We start from the raw sequence: 15,363 nt of genomic DNA, 5'->3' as shown, positions 1-15,363 counted from the left end.
CCCAATCAATTTACAGACGGGATCAGCCGTCGGATAACGGAACAACAACGATAGCGCTTATGGCCAACCAACTTGTGCTTTACACCAATCGCGCCCAGGACCAGTTTCGCTGGTGCTGGCTCGATGCCGACGGGCAACCGTTGCTCGATAGCGCCGCCTCGGGGGATCTCGATACCCTGGGGGCGATGCTCGGGGAGGGGCATCACAGCGTCTGGTTACTGCTGCCGGGAAACCAGGTGGTCACTCGCGAGCTGGAATACGCGGAAGCCGAAAAAAAACATCTGCGTCGGCTTTTACCCTTCCAGCTTGAAGAAAGTGTGATTGGCGACATCGAGCAATTTCATTTCGCTCTTGGCCCGGTCCGTGAAGGGCGTGCCATTGCCGCCTATGTCGAGCAATCCTGGTTGCGCCAGTTGTTCGATCATCTGGGCGAGTATCACATCGAGGTCCAGCGCACCTGGCCCCTGCCGCTGATGCTGCCCTTGCCGCCAGAGACCGACCTGTCCGAGCAGTATCCCTACTGGACCCTGCAGATGCAGGGCGATCAGCTGTTGGTGCGGTACGCCCCCAACCTGGGCTTTAGCCTTGATCGGGAACAGGCACGCCTGAGCCTGCAGATGCTGCTCACCGCCCAGAACCGGGTGGATAACCTGCCCCGGCTCAACCTGCGGGCGGAGACCGATGCGGAACTGGTCACTTTGAAAGCGCTGTTGCCGGATGAACTCCAGGACCGTATTGACGAACAGGCCGTGGTGCCTTTCTGGCAGCTGGACTTTGCCGAAACCGGCCGCGTGGATCTGTGTCAGGGAGAATTCTCCCAGCGACTGCCGATTGAGCGCTGGTGGCGCTCCTGGCAGGGCGTGGTAGTGGCGGCCGCTGCCTGTCTCGTCCTGTATGTGGGGGTGACGGTTTATCAGGTGAATCAACTGGAAGCGGAGAATATCGAGATTCGCCGGGACATCGAGCAGGTGTATCGTTCGGTGGCGGGCCCGGGCAATCTGGTGGACGCCGAGCGTCAGTTGCGCCAGCAGTTGACCGAGCTGCAGCCGGCCAGTGCCAGTGGTCAGGTGACGCCATTTTTAGGCGATCTGTTCCCGGCGTTGGCGGAATCCGGCGGGGTCACTCTCAGTGCGGTGTCCTATGCGGCCCGCAGTGGTGAGCTGAGCCTTAACGTCCGAGCCGACACCTTCAACGCCATTGAATCCCTACGCGGTGACATTCAGACCCGAGGGTTGCAGGCTGAGCTGCTCAGCGCCAGTGCCCAGGGCGACAGTCACACGGCTCGCCTGAAAGTTACCGGAGGTCGCCCATGAAAGCGGTATTTGATTGGCTCTCCCGCTATAACCGGCGCGAGCAGACCATTCTTCTGATCGGTGGCGTGGCCGTACTGTTATACCTCTTATGGAAAGCGGTGCTGGTGCCCATGGCGGATTGGAAAGAGCGCCAGCTCAATGCCAATCGGGCGGTGAGTCAGTCCCTTGGGCGAGTGGAGTTGCTGGCCGCCCAGATTGAGCAGGCGCGCAGTAATGCTCAAAGTGATCGGGAGAACGACAGTAACCTCAGTGCCCTGGTGGACAGTAGCCTGCGTGCCAACAACCTCAGCATGAGTGGCTTCCAGCCGGGTACCGGGGGCCAGGTCAGAGTGCGCCTGGACGACGTGCCCTACGACCGGTTTATCCAATGGCTCTACGACATGGAGTACCAGCATGGCGTCTCCGTGGTGGACTTCTCCATGGCCGGGACCAGTGAACAGGGTCGCGTGACCGTCAATATTCGACTGCAAAAAAACTGAGATAACGACAACGCTATGTGGGACACCCTGTCAAAATTCATTCCCCCGATCCGCTGGATACTCCTGCTGATCGTCCTGACCCTGCTGTTCGCCCTGACCCGCATTCCGGCGACCTGGGCCGCCTACTTCATGACCCAGGGCAACACCCTCGGACTCAGCGGCGTGCAGGGAACCGTCTGGTCCGGGCAGGCGCGCATGGCCAGTATCGAGATCGACAATCGGCACTACTCACTGGGTGCGCTTCGCTGGGAACTCAGCCCCTGGTCCTTGCTTACCCTGACACCCTGCGCGGATGTCAGCGCCACCCTGGAAAACCAGAACATCGACGGGCGGGTCTGCGCTGGACTGGGCGGCTCGGTCCGGGTCAGCGACACCAGTGTCGATGCGCCGGCGAGCCTGATCCAGGCGGGGGTTCCGGTGCCGATTCGGGGACAGCTTGCGGCCAATATTCAAACCATGCGCATGAAGGGCGGACGCCTGTCTGAACTGCAGGGCAACCTCAGTTGGACCGGCGCGAGGGTTCAGGCGGACGGCACCTGGGTGACACTCGGCAGCTTCGCCGCCGAGGCCCGCTACGATGCCGAACGCGATGCGCTGGTGGCAGATGTGTTTGATCTCGACGGTCCCATCGATCTGGAAGTGGAAACCCGACTGCCCCTCGCCGGAGGCATTTTTGTGGAAGGTGAGCTGGAGTTGACCGGCGCTTTCAGTGACCAGATCCAGGCGCGCGAATGGCTGCCCATGGTGCTCGACCACCAAGAGGGCAACCGCTACCACGTCGACCTGCAGTTCTGACGGCGCGCCATGATGATGCCCCGCCTCCCGGTCGTCATCGCTCTCAGGTTCATGATGCTGGGGCTCCTGGTACTGGGCAGCTCGCCCAGTACCGCCGAGTGGTACAGCGACCAGCAGGCCATCATGGGCACCGAAGTGGTGGCTCGCCTTTGGCACGACGATCCTGAGCAGGGGCGAGCCGCCCTGGCCGCGGTGATGAACGAACTGCATCGTATCGACCGCCATTTCAGTCCCTACAAACCGGACAGTGAGCTGTCCCGCCTGAACCGGGAAGCGCCCGAGGCCACTGCTGAGCAGCCTCTGACGATCAGCGCTGAACTCACCGAACTCTTGTCTCGATCCAAATACTACGGGGAACTGACCGGGGGTGCCTTCGATGTCACTTTTGGTTCGGTCGGGCGTCTCTACGACTACCGCTCGGGCCGTCAGCCCGACGACGCCACCCGCAAGGCGCTGCTGACGGCCATCGATTACCGACGGATTTACCTGGACCGGAAAGAAGATACCGTCTGGTTTGGCCATTCCAAGTTGTATGTCGATCTGGGTGGTATTGCCAAAGGCTACGGTGTGGACCGGGCCATTGAGCTTTTGCGTGCACGGGGTATAGAGCATGCCAGCGTCAGCGCCGGAGGCGATACCCGTCTGATCGGCGATCATCGTGGTCGCCCCTGGCGGGTGGGCATCAAAAACCCCCGTGCGCCCGAAGATGTGGCGATTGTAGTACCTCTAAATAACGAGGCCATTTCCACCTCCGGCGATTACGAGCGCTACTTTGTGGATGCGCAGGGCGAGCGCATTCACCATATTCTCAATCCTCGCACCGGTACTTCGGCGCGGGGCATCATCAGCGCGACGGTTCTGGGGCCACGGGCCATGGACACCGATGCGCTCTCAACCAGCGTGTTTGTTCTCGGTCTGGAGGCGGGCCTGGCGCTGATCAATCGGCAGCCGGAATTCGAAGCCATTGTGATCACCGACGACGGTCGAGTGCATTACAGTGATGGACTGATTGACCCCGAAGAATAGGGCGCCGTATAGGCCAAGTGTGCGCGCCGTCACAATTCCAGCGCACCGGTGCCACTAAAATAATAAGCCGTTGTAAGCTGCGCCAGAACTCGCACGTTTCCGTCAGGAGAGCCTTCCAATGTCATCCCATTCCTTCCGTCCGGTGCGGCGGCTTGTCGGACTTTGTGCGGCCCTTGTATTGGCCGTCCCTTTGGCCTGGGCCCAAAGTGATCTCGAGGCCGATCTGGAGCAGCTTAAAGAGGACACCCTGAACCTCAACCGCGACCTGCTGATTCTGGAAGAAGAGCTACTCTATCCGGCATCGAGCCAGATAGCGGTGTACCTGTCGGTGGATCTCGGGGAATTCTTTCATCTGGACGGGGTGCGCCTTCAGGTAGATGGCGATCCGGTGGCCGCACAGTTGTATACCAATGCTCAGCGCGAAGCCTTGTATCGAGGCGGCGTTCAGCGGCTCTATCTGGGTAACCTCACTTCCGGCGAACATGAGATCAGCGCGGTCTTTACGGGCATCGGGCCCGACGGCCGGGATTACAAACGCGGCGCCGATCTGGTGGTGGAAAAAGGTCAGGAGCCGCTGGTGCTGGAGCTGAAAATCGTGGACTCCGAACGCAAACTGCAGCCGGTTTTTGCCATTGAGGAGTGGGCGCTGCAATGAGGCATTGGGCGCTGCCACTGTCGTTTGCCCTGCTCGGCCTGGCTCCGGTTACCTGGGGCCAGGCCGAGCTGCGTGAAGGCGTGGCTCGCTATCACTACTATCAGAACGATTACCTGCCGGCCTTGAGCGAGCTGATGGTGGCCCGAAAGCAGGGGGACCTCGGGCTTGACCGGGGGGCGGTCCACGAGGGTGCCATCCGTATGGCCTTCGGCATGTCGGCCAGTGCCGAGCGTCTGCTGGAGTCCGCCTTGTCGGGCCGCCCGAAGCAGCGCGACGCGGCACGTTTCTATCTGGGTAAGCTTCACTATCTGCGGGGCGATTGGGCGCAGGCCACCGATGCCTGGGCGCGAGTGGGTGATGCCCTCGACCCGGATCTAGCTCGGGAGCGTCGTGCACTTGAGTGGCAGTGGCGCCTGCGCACCGGTGAGCCCGAGCCCGTGGACCCTGAGACGTTGTGGGACCAGTTGGGTGAATGGGCCCCGGTGGTGCTTTACAACCTCGGCGGCGCTTTCGCCCGGGCCGGTGATCGGGAGCAGGCCCGGCACTACTACCAGGTGTTGGTGGAGGAAGTCCCCCGCCAAGAGCGTCACAAAGCCGAATACCTGACCCTGCGCGATCGGGCCTTTACCGCCCTGGGGTTTACGGCTCTGCTGGAGCAGGATTTCGAGCGCGCCGAGCAGGCCTTCGATCGGGTGCGCCTGTCCCGCGAGGATGCGGACCAGGCACTGCTGGGCTACGGCTGGGCGGCCCTGGAGCGGGGGGAGCCCGCCCGCGCGGTCCGCGCCTGGCAGGCTCTGGGTGAGCATTCACTCACCGGTAGCGCGGCCCAGGAGGCGTTGGTAGCCCTCCCCTACGCCTACACCCAACTCGACGCTCCCCAGGCGGCGCTGGATGCTTACGATCGGGCCGATGCGCGTCTGGAGGAAGAGCTCGCCCGGGTAGATCAGCTCCGGCGACAACTGACTCCCGCCTATCTGCGCCGCCAACTGGCGGCCACCGACCCCCGGGGCACCCTGTATCTGGAAGGCCGTGAAAACTGGCTGACACTGACCGAATCCACGGTTGCCGCCAGCGCCGATCCCTACCTGTCCGACTGGGTCAATCAGAGTCCGTTTCAGAGTCAGGTACAGGCGCTCAGCGATCTGCGTGATCAGGCGCAACTGCTGGCGGACTGGCCCGAGAAGTTGGCCCACTACGGCCAACTGTTGCGGAACAAGCGCGCTCTGCGCAATGACCGTCAGGCGGATGTCGCACGGCGCCAACTCTGGGCCCAGATCGGGCAGTTGCGTGAACGACGTGCCCCTCTGGTCGCCCGCTTGTCGGACATCGAGGCCCGGTCGGATTATCTGGCCCTGGCGGATGACGAAACCCGCCGCCTATACGAGCGCGTCGAGGCGGCGCGTGAGCGGGCCGATCGGCTGACGGCGGCGGGCGAGTTGGAGAACCCCCGGGAAACCCGGGACCGACTGGCGCTGTACCGGGGTATATTGCTCTGGCGTGCCGCTCAGGACTATCCAGACCATCTGTGGCGGGTGCGCAAACAGCAGCGGGACCTGGACCGGGCCCTGGCGCAGTTGCGCACCCGGCAAGACCGGGTCCGCACGGTGATTGCGGACAACCCGGATATTGAACCGGCACTGGCCCGTATCGCCGAGCGGACCGAGGCGATTGTGCGCCAGCGGCAACGCCTTGATGAGGCGCAGCAGCGTCAGACCGAGCAGCTCGCGGACAACCTGCAGACGCACCTGGCACAACACCAGGCCCGTTTGACGCAGTACCTTTCTCGCGTGCGACTGGGCGCCGCCCGGCTGCAGGATCGCGCGCTGCGCGAACAGGGCGGTGCACCGTGAGTCGCGTCTTCAGATCCCTGGGCTTGGTCAGTGCCCTGGCCCTGATGGCAGGCTGCGTGAGTTCCGGGAATCGGCACGGTGGTCTGGAGGCATTGCCCGAGGCCCGGCTGCCCGGGCCCGAAGCGCTCACCCCGGAGTCGGCCGAGCGCATTGCCCAGCGTTACGAGCGGGCGTTGGCGGTGGCGCAGGATCCGGCGCTGCAACTGGACATTCGCTGGCGTCTGGCGGATCTGGCAATGGCCCGCAGCGAGGCGGCGTTGGCACGTTCGGACAGTGCCGAGCCGCAATTTGACGAGCCGATCGAGCGCTACCGGGCCCTGCTGAGCGATTACCGTGAAGGCCGCTGGGCGGAGGACGGCATCGAACCGCCGGCCTCCCCGGATCATCTTTACTACCAGCTGGCCAAAGCCTACGCGCTGGATGGCCGTATGGAGGAAGCGGATCGGACACTGGTGGCGCTTGCCGAGCAGTTCCCCGAATCGCGCTACTACGCCGAGGCCCAATTCCGCCGTGCCGAGCGGGCCTTCTCGCAAGGGGATTACGCGGCGTCCGAGGCACTTTACCGCGAGCTGTTGCCGGATGTGGGCGCGGTTCCCGAGTTCGGTCAGAACGCCCTTTACATGCGCGCCTGGGCCCAGTTCAAGCAGGGCGATTACCCGGAGGCACTGGTGAGTTTCGCCGGCGTCCTGGATCATCTGCTCCTGCCGGCGGATGACGCGGCGCAACTGGATCGGGCCTGGGCGCAACTCAGTGGCGCCCAGGCCGAAGTGGCGGGCGATGCCCTGCGCGCCATGGCCCTGTCCTTCGCCTACCTTGAGGGGCCTGACAGCATTGGTGAACTGGAGCGCCGAATCGGCGCCCGCCCCTATGAGCACCGGCTCTATCAACGCCTGGCGGAAACCTACCGCGAACAGGAGCGGGTGCGCGACGCCGCCGACACCTACGGACGGTACGTGGCCGAAAACCCCGACAGCGATCTGGCGCCGGGCTTCACCCTGGCCCAGATCGACACCTACCGGGAGGGACGCTACCCCACGTTGGTGCGCTCTACCCAACAAGAGTTTGTGCGCCGTTACGGTCTGCTCAGTGCCTACTGGTTCAAGCGCGGCGGTCAGCCGGGGTCATTGGTCGAAGAGTCATTGCGCGAGTTTCTGCCGGTGCTGGCGAACTTTCAGCACGCGCGGGCCCAGCGCCTGGCGGACCAGGGCGACGGGGAAGAGCGGACCCGTCAGGCGTTTGCTCATGCCGCCACCTGGTACCGGGAGTTCGTGGCCAGTTTCCCCGACGACCCGGCCGTACCGGAGCAGCGCTTTCTGTTGGCCGAAGCCCTCAATGCCGCCGGGCAGTGGCCCGAAGCGCTGGATCATTACCGCCGGGTGGCGTTTGACCACCAGGACCCGGAGTACGGCCGCGAAGCCGGCTACGCGGCGGTGTTGCTCGCCGATGAGCTGGAGCGCCGCGCCGGACTGGAGACCGATCAATGGTGGGCCCGGCGGTTGGAGGTGGGCCAGCAGTTTGCGGATCAGTATGCCGACGACCCGCGAGCGACCGGGGTGCTCGGTCACCTGGCCCGCGGACAGCTTGAGCGCGGCGAGCTTAATAGCGCCGCCGCCCTGGCGCAGAGATTACTTGATTGGCAGCCGCCAGCCAGTCCTGACGAGCAGTTCAGCGCCTGGCTGGTACTCGGCCACAGTCAGTTCGATCTGGGGCAGTTTGCCGCCGCGGAGCGGGCCTATTGGCAGGTACTTGAGCGCTGGCCCGAGACTGACGAAGGTAGTGCCGAAATGATGGCCGGTACGCCCAGTCGGGCCGAGGTGCGCGAGCGTATTGCCGCCAGCATGTACCAGCGCGCCCGCCAGCGGTTGGATGCCGACGATGTCTCAGGGGCGGTGGCACTGCTCGCGGAAATTCCCCAGACGCTGCCCAACACTGACGTGGCCGCGCAGGCCCAGTTCGATACCGCGCACTACCTGATGCAGCTTGAACGCTGGCCCGAGGCGCAACAGGCCCTGGAGACGTTCCGGGCCGCCTATCCCGATAGCCCACTGCAGGCGCAGATTCCGGTGCGTCTGGCCAGGGTCTATCAGGCCCGGGAAAACTGGCTGGCGGCCGCCGCCGAGCTGCGCCGCGTGGAGCAGATCAGCGACGATCCCGAGCTGCAGCGCGAGTCTCTCTACCTGGCCGCTGAGCTATACCAGCGTGCGGGGGAACGTAGTGAAGCGATCGACGCCTTTCGACGCTATGCGCACAACTATCCGCAACCGGCGGCCGACCGGCGCGAGGCGGAGTACCAGATGACCGAGCTCTATCGGCAGACCGGTGAGGCGGACAAACGCGCGTTCTGGTTGCGTCGATTGGTGGACGGTCATCAGTCGGGGGACGGTCGCTCCAACTATCTTGCCGCCTTCGCCGCCAGCGAACTGGCGGAGTCGAGTTTCAATGCGTTCAGTCAAATCAAACTGCGCCTGCCTCTGGGGCCGAGCCTGGAACGCAAACAGGCGGCACTGGAGCGGGCGCTGGCGGATCAGGAAGCCATTCTGGATTACGGTGTGGCCGAGTTCAGTACCCGCGCCAGTCATCGCATGGCGGCCATCTACCATCAACTGGGGCGTGATCTGATGGACTCCGAACGCCCGGAAGGTCTGGGGGTGCTGGAATTGGAGCAGTACGACATTCTACTGGAAGAGCAGGCCTACCCCTTTGAGGAAAAAGCCATCGAGCTCTACGAAATCAATGCCCGGCGCACCCAGCGCGGCGTTTACGACCAGTGGGTGAGAGAAAGCTTCGAGGCGCTGGCGCAGATACTGCCGGCCCGCTATGGCAAGGAAGAACAGGTGGCGGAGGTCAGTCGTGGCATTTACTGATCTGAGTGCTGTGTTGCGGTGGACTGTGCTGTGCGCCTTTCTGGGTCTGACCGCCTGTGCCACAGCACCGGAATCGAGTCCGGAAGCGGAGGTGAACGTGCAAGCCGAGGCGTCGGCGCCATCAGCGCTGCCCGAAGGGCCCGTGACGCCCAATCCCTATGAGCAGGCGACGGTATCCGTCAGCGCTAAGGCCCGGGCGGATTTCGATCGGGCTTTGGCGGCCATGGAGCAGGGTGATCATTCTCAGGCACAGCAGTGGCTGAGCGCGATGACCGAACAGTATCCCGCGCTGTCCGGCCCCTGGGTCAATCTGGCAAAGATTCATAGTGAACAGGGTCGGGTAGCGGAGGCCAAGGCTGCCCTTGAGCAGGCCCTGTCGATCAACCCCAACAATCTGGATGCCTACAATCAGTTGGCCCTGTTGCAGCGTGAAGCCGGTGCCTTCGAGGCCGCAGAGCAGTCCTATTGGCAGGCGCTGACGGTCTGGCCGTTTCACGCCCAAAGCCACCTGAACCTGGGGATCTTGCTGGACCTGTATCGGGGCGAAGGTGAACAGGCGCTATTGCACTACCGCGCCTACCAGCAACGCCAGGATGAACCGGACCGTCGGGTGGCGGGCTGGATCGTGGATCTGGAGCGGCGCCTGGCCGCGGAGGAGGCACAATGAATCATTGGACCCGTGGGCTGTTTTTCTTGCTGCTGGCGGGGTTGTCCGCGTCGCTTTGGGCGCAAGACAGTGAAACCGATACTGAGCGGGACGCCGGGCCGGTGATCGAGCTGGAATCCCGTGTGACCGGCAACCGCGAGCAGCCCCAGGTTTTTCATGTGGTGCCCTGGCAGACTCCGGAAAGTCCTGAGCCGGACTATGACCCCCTGGAGCGGCAACTGGAGAGCGTCTTCGGCCACGTCGAACGGGATGAATTGCAGCGCACCTTGCGTCAGCGGGAAGAGGCGGTCGAAATCGACGACTGAACGGCAGCGGAATCCTCCCAAAAGCGAACCTGCTTCACAGTTTCGCTGCGGCCAAGTCGGCATAATGAACAATGCGTCAGGCGGGTTTGCCCGTCTCAAAACTATTTCAAAAAACATATTCAAAAAACATAGCAGGCTTTATAAACATCCGTCGTTCTCCAAGGGCGACGTCGCGTTTGTATTTTGAGGGCATTACCCATGGAATTTATCACTACCGTGCTGCGTTTTTTCCAGAACGGCGGCCCCTTCATGTATCCCATTGCACTGGTGCTGGTGGTGGGGGTAGCCGTGGCGCTGGAACGCTGGCTTTACCTGACTCACGCCAAGTCCGCCAACCGCAAGGCGTTCCAGCAACTGATGCCACTGCTGAAAAAGCGCGACTACGCCGGCGTGATGAAATTGGGGCAAACCTCCAACGCGCCCATTGCCCGGATCATCAGTGCGGGCGTCGCCCGGATGAGCCAATCCCAGCGTCGCGATGACATTGAGCTGGCGATGGAAGAGGGCGTGATGGAAGCCATGCCCCGTCTGGAGAAGCGCACGCCCTATCTGGCCACCCTGGCCAACATCGCCACCCTGCTCGGCCTGCTAGGCACCATCATCGGCCTGATTGCCGCTTTTACCGCGGTGGCCGATGCCGACCCGGCGGAAAAAGCCAACCTGCTTTCCGCCAGTATTTCTGTCGCCATGAATACCACCGCCTTTGGCCTGATGTCGGCCATTCCCCTGTTGCTGTTTCACGCCACCCTGCAGACCAAAACCACCGAGATCATCGACAGCCTGGAAATGGCGGGCGTCAAATGCCTGAACCTGATGGGTGTGGGCACAGCCGCACGGGCGCCTGCCAAACCGGGTGCCGATTCGGCGCCCAAAGCCTGAGTCGTCTTCCCGACGCCCTAAGACCCGGTTAAAGGACAGCAAGCGCGATGTTTCATCGACGGCGCCATCGACACAGAGAAGAAGCCGAACTCGACATCACCTCCTTTATGAATCTGATGATCATATTGGTGCCGGTGTTGTTGATGAGCATGGTATTCGCCCGCATCACCGTACTGGATTTGCAACTGCCCAAAAGTGCCAGCAGCGAAGCGAGCGAAACCGACGAGCCCAATAAGCAGATTGAACTGATTATTCGTGACGATTATTTCCAGGTGAACTTCCCCGCCGGTGCTCCCGTCGAGCGGGTGCCTCATCAAGACGGTGAGCCGGACCTGCCCGCCCTGTCGGAATTGCTCCAGCAGGTGAAACAGATGCTCAAGAATCAGGGCATCGACAAAAACGATATTGTCATTCTGTCCGAGCCCGATACCCCCTATCAGACACTGGTCAGTGCGATGGACACCGCCCGATCCTTCAGGGCGGTAGTGGCCGCATCGGTAGTGAACGCGGAACTCTTCCCGGTCATTTCCCTGGGCGATGCCCCCGCACAGGAGGCGAGCGAATGAAGCAGTCCATGCGCGCCCGCCGGATGGCCCGGCACCACCGTCGCCTGAGCCAGTTGCCCAAACTCAACCTGGTGTCCCTGATGGACATCTTCACTATCCTGGTGTTCTTCCTGCTGGTCAACTCGTCCGAGGTGGAAGTGCTCAGCCGGGATAAGAATATCGAGTTGCCCGCCTCGGTGGCGGACCAGCAACCGGATGAAAGTCTGCTGCTGGTGGTGGGGGATGAGCAGATTCTGGTAAACGGTCGACCGGTGGCGTCCGTGGCCGATGTTCTGGCGCAGCTGGACGAAGAGATCCCCGGTTTATCGGAAGAGTTGGCCCTGCGCGCCGAGCGCGCCCGACCGCTGACGGAGGCCGAGGCGCAGATCGGCCGACCGATCACCATCATGGGGGATAAAGGCATTCCCTATAAACTGCTGAAAAAAGTGATGGCCACCTGCGCCGCCTCGGACTATCGCGATATCGCTCTGGCGGTCGACCAGATCGCCTCGGAGGCCGAGGGCTGATATGACCCGATATCCGAGCCCCAACACCGAGCTGCCTTGGGAATCCAGCGCCGAGGACGATCAGCGCTACCGGCGAATTCTGCGCGGGCTGATCATACTGTTGCTCATTCTCGGGCTGGTGATTCCGTTCGTGCCCTTGCCAGGGCCCAGCCGGGACGAGGCACCGGAGCTGCCACCGCAACTGGCCCGGGTGATACTGGAAAAAGAGGAGCCGCCACCGCCTCCTGAGCCCGAGCCGGAACCGGAGCCCGAACCCGAGCCGGAAGAGACAGAACCGGAGCCTGAGCCCGAACCCCTGCCGGAACCCGAGCCTCAACCTGAGCCACCGCCCCCTGCCCGGGTGGAAGAGGCCCGGGAAACCGCCGCTCGCAGTGGCCTGATGCAACATCGGGACGCTCTGGCCGCCATGCGCAATACCCTGGATACCCGTAAGGTCGAGCAGGCCGCCCTGTCCGAGGGTCAGTCCGAGGCCGAGCGGCCCGAACGCAACCGCCTGGAAGGGCAGGTCGCCGAGGACAGCGGTGGCATCGATACCGATCAACTCAGCCGGGATACCGGCGGTGGCGAGCTGGCCGCCCGGGAATCCACCCGGGTTAGCGACGAAGCGGAAGCTCTGGCCGCTGCCGAGGCCGAGGCCGCCGCGAGCGGCTCGAGAGAGCTGGCCGCTCGCAGCGACGAGGAAATCCGTCAGGTCATCGATCAGCACATGGGCGCCATCTTTGCCATCTACAACCGCGCCCTGCGCCAGGATCCGCTCCTGCAGGGTAAACTGGTGGTGCGTATGGTCATCGAGCCCAGCGGGGAAATCTCCGAAGCGCGGATCGAGTCCAGTGAATTGAACAATGAAGAACTTGAACAGCGCCTGCTGGCCCGAATTCTGCTGATCACCTTCCCCGATGCGGATGTGACCGTGACGCAAGTGAACTATACTTTCGATTTCTTGCCAAGATAACGCTTGTTCCGTTAACAAACGCTCGTCACCCATCCGATAAGGAGCATGTTCAATGTCCATTGAGATCACCGGTATCCTGGGGCTGATTTTGCTCATCTGCGTCATCTACGCCCTGCTGCAGGTCGCGCAAAGCAATGAATCCAGCACCGCCAAACTCATCTGGATTCTGGTCCTGCTGTTCCTCCCCTTCCTCGGTTTTATCATCTGGCTGTTTATCGGTCCCAGAGGCAAGTAACTCGGGGGCCACGGCACTACTCCCGCCGGATGTTTAGGTTCTTATGGTGACATGAACTATAGTTGAGCTGATCACAACCAATAACAACCGGTGGTTAGCCATGCTTTATCCCATCAGGATCAGGGCCCGGAGCCCCTTCCGGGCTGGACTCACGCTGCTTTTGGCCTCGATCGTCCTGCTCGGCTGCCAGGCGCCAGGCCAGTCGGAGGCCATTGATCGACAGGCGTTGGTGGAACGGCACAACCCCTCCCAATCCGGGCTGGACCCGCTATCGCCTTTTACGCTGGGTAATGGCGAGTTTGCCTTTACGGCCGACTTCACCGGGTTGCAGACCTTTCCCGACGCTTATGAAGAGGGCATACCGCTGGGCACTCTGGCGCAGTGGGGCTGGCACTCGGTGGAGAATACCGGCGGCTATCAGCTGGCGGACACCTTCAAGAATTACGACACCGATGGGCGCGCCGTGCCCTACGCGGCCGGACAGCCGTCTGAGGCGGGGGAGTGGCTCAGGGCCAATCCACACCGCCTGCACCTGGGGCGTGTCGGGCTGGCGTTGAGCACCGGATCGGGCGAGGCAGCCGGGCCCGAGGCCCTGACTGACCCGACGCAACGGCTGGATATGTGGCGGGGGCAGTTACACAGCGAATTTCGATTGGGAGGGGAGCCGGTGTCCGTTATCACCGCAGTGCACCCGGAGCGGGATCAAGTGGCCGCCCGTATCCGCTCACCCCTGTTGGCGGAAGACCGGGTCGCGCTGACATTGGCCTTTCCCTACGGCTCCCTGTCCTGGGGCAAGCAGACCGCCGACTGGTCTCAACCGGAGCGACACTCCACACTGGTTTATGAGCAGGGCAGTCAGCATGTATTGCTGCGCCGCCAGCTCGACGGCGATCGCTATTTTGTGCGCCTGAGCTGGGAAGGTGAGGCCAGCTTGGCCCAGACCGACCGACATGAGTTTCGCCTGAGTACCGATCAGCCTGAGCTGGCCTTTACCATTCACTACAGCAGCACCGAACCCGAAGGCGAGCAGCCCGATACCGAGTTAACCCTGGCCGCCAGCGCCGAGCACTGGCCCGCTTTCTGGCAGAGTGGTGGGGCCATCGATTTTTCCGGCACCGACGATCCACGGGCCCGGGAGCTGGAGCGGCGTATGGTGCTATCGCGTTATCTCACCGCCATCCAGACCGCCAGTTCGCTGCCCCCGGCGGAAACCGGGCTGACTTACAACAGCTGGTACGGCAAATTTCACCTGGAGATGCACTGGTGGCACGGGGTGCACTATGTCCTCTGGGGCAAGCCCGAGCTGTTTGAAAAAAGTCTGCCCTGGTACCACGAGGTGGCCCTGGCCAAGGCGCGGGAGAAAGCCCAGCGCCAGGGCTATGCCGGTGCCCGTTGGCCCAAAATGATTGGCCCGCAGGCCAATGAAAGTCCCTCCACCGTCGGTGTTTTCCTGATCTGGCAACAGCCCCATCCGATCTATTTCGCCGAGTTGCTGTACCAGTATCACGATCAGGATCCGGCCATTCTTGAGCGCTACCGCGATATCGTCTTCGCCACCGCCGATTTTATGGCCGACTACGCCATTTACGAGCCCGATGCCGACCGTTACCGCCTGGGGCCGCCGCTGATTCCCGGGCAGGAGATTTATGCGCCGGAGGAGGCCTTCAACCCGGTATTCGAGCTGGCCTACTGGCGCTATGGTCTCTCTGTGGCCCAGCGCTGGCGCGAGCGGTTGGCGCTGGACGCCGAGCCGGAGTGGGACCAGGTGCTGAACAAGCTCTCCGATTACCCCATGCACAAGGGGCTTTACCCCAATTCCGAAAACGCCCTGGAAACCTTCGAAGACCCGATCCACCGAAACGATCACCCCACCATGCTGGGCGCCTACGGCATGCTGCCCGGTTCGGGCATCGACCCAGATGCCATGGCCGACACGCTGGACGCTGTAATGCACGATTGGAACTGGCAGCGGACCTGGGGCTGGGATTACCCGATGATCGCCATGAGTGCGGCCCGTGTCGGTCGGCCTGAGCAGGCAGTGGATGCGCTGCTGATGGATGTACAGAAAAACCGCTATCTGAATAACGGTCATAACTATCAGGACGAGCGCCTGACCATTTATCTGCCGGGCAACGGTGGCTTGCTCACCGCCCTGGCCATGATGGCCGCCGGCTGGGAAGGCACGCCCGATGACCATACGCCCGGCTTTCCCGACGACTGGACCGTTCGGCACGAGGGGCTGACGCCGCTTCCGTGACAAGCGGGCAGGCA

General features: G+C 62.7%; 15 protein-coding genes. All 15 read left to right on the top strand.

What is annotated here, in order from left to right; genetic code table 11:
* The first annotated feature begins 59 nt into the window (after positions 1–59).
* Positions 60–1,313: a type II secretion system protein GspL gene (gene gspL, locus EDC38_RS11170; RefSeq protein ID WP_123638574.1), complete on the top strand. Its 1,254-nt coding sequence runs from the start codon at positions 60–62 to the stop codon at positions 1,311–1,313.
* Positions 1,310–1,792, top strand: coding sequence for a type II secretion system protein GspM (gene gspM, locus EDC38_RS11165; protein WP_123638573.1), 483 nt, complete (start codon positions 1,310–1,312; stop codon positions 1,790–1,792). Before gspL ends, gspM begins: the two co-directional genes overlap by 4 nt.
* 15 nt (positions 1,793–1,807) lie before the next feature.
* A complete protein-coding gene (locus EDC38_RS11160; protein WP_123638572.1) occupies positions 1,808–2,587 on the top strand; it encodes a type II secretion system protein N in 780 nt (259 codons plus the stop codon).
* A gap of 9 nt (positions 2,588–2,596) precedes the next feature.
* Positions 2,597–3,613 carry an FAD:protein FMN transferase gene (locus EDC38_RS11155; protein WP_246004391.1) on the top strand — a complete coding sequence of 339 codons (1,017 nt, stop codon included), beginning with the start codon at positions 2,597–2,599 and terminating at the stop codon, positions 3,611–3,613.
* 118 nt (positions 3,614–3,731) lie between these two features.
* Positions 3,732–4,268 carry an AraC family transcriptional regulator gene (locus tag EDC38_RS11150; protein ID WP_123638571.1) on the top strand — a complete coding sequence of 179 codons (537 nt, stop codon included), beginning with the start codon at positions 3,732–3,734 and terminating at the stop codon, positions 4,266–4,268.
* Positions 4,265–6,118, top strand: a complete 1,854-nt coding sequence (locus EDC38_RS11145; protein WP_123638570.1) for a tetratricopeptide repeat protein — start codon at positions 4,265–4,267, stop codon at positions 6,116–6,118. The genes EDC38_RS11150 and EDC38_RS11145 overlap by 4 nt, the downstream gene beginning before the upstream one ends.
* Positions 6,115–8,982, top strand: a complete 2,868-nt coding sequence (locus tag EDC38_RS11140) for a tetratricopeptide repeat protein (RefSeq protein WP_123638569.1) — start codon at positions 6,115–6,117, stop codon at positions 8,980–8,982. Before EDC38_RS11145 ends, EDC38_RS11140 begins: the two co-directional genes overlap by 4 nt.
* Positions 8,969–9,649 carry a tetratricopeptide repeat protein gene (locus tag EDC38_RS11135; protein WP_170162899.1) on the top strand — a complete coding sequence of 227 codons (681 nt, stop codon included), beginning with the start codon at positions 8,969–8,971 and terminating at the stop codon, positions 9,647–9,649. The genes EDC38_RS11140 and EDC38_RS11135 overlap by 14 nt, the downstream gene beginning before the upstream one ends.
* The gene (locus EDC38_RS11130; protein ID WP_123638567.1) at positions 9,646–9,954 is read left to right on the top strand and encodes a hypothetical protein; all 309 of its coding nucleotides are present in this window, start codon (positions 9,646–9,648) and stop codon (positions 9,952–9,954) included. Before EDC38_RS11135 ends, EDC38_RS11130 begins: the two co-directional genes overlap by 4 nt.
* A gap of 198 nt (positions 9,955–10,152) precedes the next feature.
* Positions 10,153–10,833, top strand: a complete 681-nt coding sequence (locus tag EDC38_RS11125) for a MotA/TolQ/ExbB proton channel family protein (RefSeq protein ID WP_211331078.1) — start codon at positions 10,153–10,155, stop codon at positions 10,831–10,833.
* A 47-nt stretch (positions 10,834–10,880) separates the two neighbouring features.
* Positions 10,881–11,399, top strand: coding sequence for an ExbD/TolR family protein (locus tag EDC38_RS11120; RefSeq protein WP_123638566.1), 519 nt, complete (start codon positions 10,881–10,883; stop codon positions 11,397–11,399).
* A complete protein-coding gene (locus EDC38_RS11115) occupies positions 11,396–11,905 on the top strand; it encodes an ExbD/TolR family protein (protein WP_123638565.1) in 510 nt (169 codons plus the stop codon). The genes EDC38_RS11120 and EDC38_RS11115 overlap by 4 nt, the downstream gene beginning before the upstream one ends.
* A gap of 1 nt (position 11,906) precedes the next feature.
* On the top strand, positions 11,907–12,857 hold the full coding sequence (locus EDC38_RS16335) for an AgmX/PglI C-terminal domain-containing protein (protein WP_148071157.1): 951 nt from the start codon (positions 11,907–11,909) through the stop codon (positions 12,855–12,857).
* A gap of 52 nt (positions 12,858–12,909) precedes the next feature.
* Positions 12,910–13,092 carry a PLDc N-terminal domain-containing protein gene (locus EDC38_RS11100; RefSeq protein ID WP_123638563.1) on the top strand — a complete coding sequence of 61 codons (183 nt, stop codon included), beginning with the start codon at positions 12,910–12,912 and terminating at the stop codon, positions 13,090–13,092.
* 160 nt (positions 13,093–13,252) lie between these two features.
* Positions 13,253–15,349 (top strand): hypothetical protein, encoded by a 2,097-nt coding sequence (locus EDC38_RS11095; RefSeq protein WP_211331077.1) that lies wholly within the window; start codon positions 13,253–13,255, stop codon positions 15,347–15,349.
* Positions 15,350–15,363: the final 14 nt, after the last annotated feature.

The organism is Marinimicrobium koreense (assembly GCF_003762925.1).
GTDB classification, from domain to species: domain Bacteria; phylum Pseudomonadota; class Gammaproteobacteria; order Pseudomonadales; family Cellvibrionaceae; genus Marinimicrobium; species Marinimicrobium koreense.
Note: the sequence above shows the minus strand (reverse complement) of the source record. Positions and strands in the feature narration are given on the sequence as shown.

Bases quoted from the DNA above. Each gene is read 5' to 3' on its own strand.
- gspL (WP_123638574.1), top strand. From the start codon at position 60: ATGGCCAACCAACTTGTGCTTTACACCAATCGCGCCCAGGACCAGTTT.
- gspM (WP_123638573.1), top strand. From the start codon at position 1,310: ATGAAAGCGGTATTTGATTGGCTCTCCCGCTATAACCGGCGCGAGCAG.
- EDC38_RS11160 (WP_123638572.1), top strand. From the start codon at position 1,808: ATGTGGGACACCCTGTCAAAATTCATTCCCCCGATCCGCTGGATACTC.
- EDC38_RS11155 (WP_246004391.1), top strand. From the start codon at position 2,597: ATGATGATGCCCCGCCTCCCGGTCGTCATCGCTCTCAGGTTCATGATG.
- EDC38_RS11150 (WP_123638571.1), top strand. From the start codon at position 3,732: ATGTCATCCCATTCCTTCCGTCCGGTGCGGCGGCTTGTCGGACTTTGT.
- EDC38_RS11145 (WP_123638570.1), top strand. From the start codon at position 4,265: ATGAGGCATTGGGCGCTGCCACTGTCGTTTGCCCTGCTCGGCCTGGCT.
- EDC38_RS11130 (WP_123638567.1), top strand. From the start codon at position 9,646: ATGAATCATTGGACCCGTGGGCTGTTTTTCTTGCTGCTGGCGGGGTTG.
- EDC38_RS11125 (WP_211331078.1), top strand. From the start codon at position 10,153: ATGGAATTTATCACTACCGTGCTGCGTTTTTTCCAGAACGGCGGCCCC.
- EDC38_RS11120 (WP_123638566.1), top strand. From the start codon at position 10,881: ATGTTTCATCGACGGCGCCATCGACACAGAGAAGAAGCCGAACTCGAC.
- EDC38_RS11115 (WP_123638565.1), top strand. From the start codon at position 11,396: ATGAAGCAGTCCATGCGCGCCCGCCGGATGGCCCGGCACCACCGTCGC.
- EDC38_RS16335 (WP_148071157.1), top strand. From the start codon at position 11,907: ATGACCCGATATCCGAGCCCCAACACCGAGCTGCCTTGGGAATCCAGC.
- EDC38_RS11100 (WP_123638563.1), top strand. From the start codon at position 12,910: ATGTCCATTGAGATCACCGGTATCCTGGGGCTGATTTTGCTCATCTGC.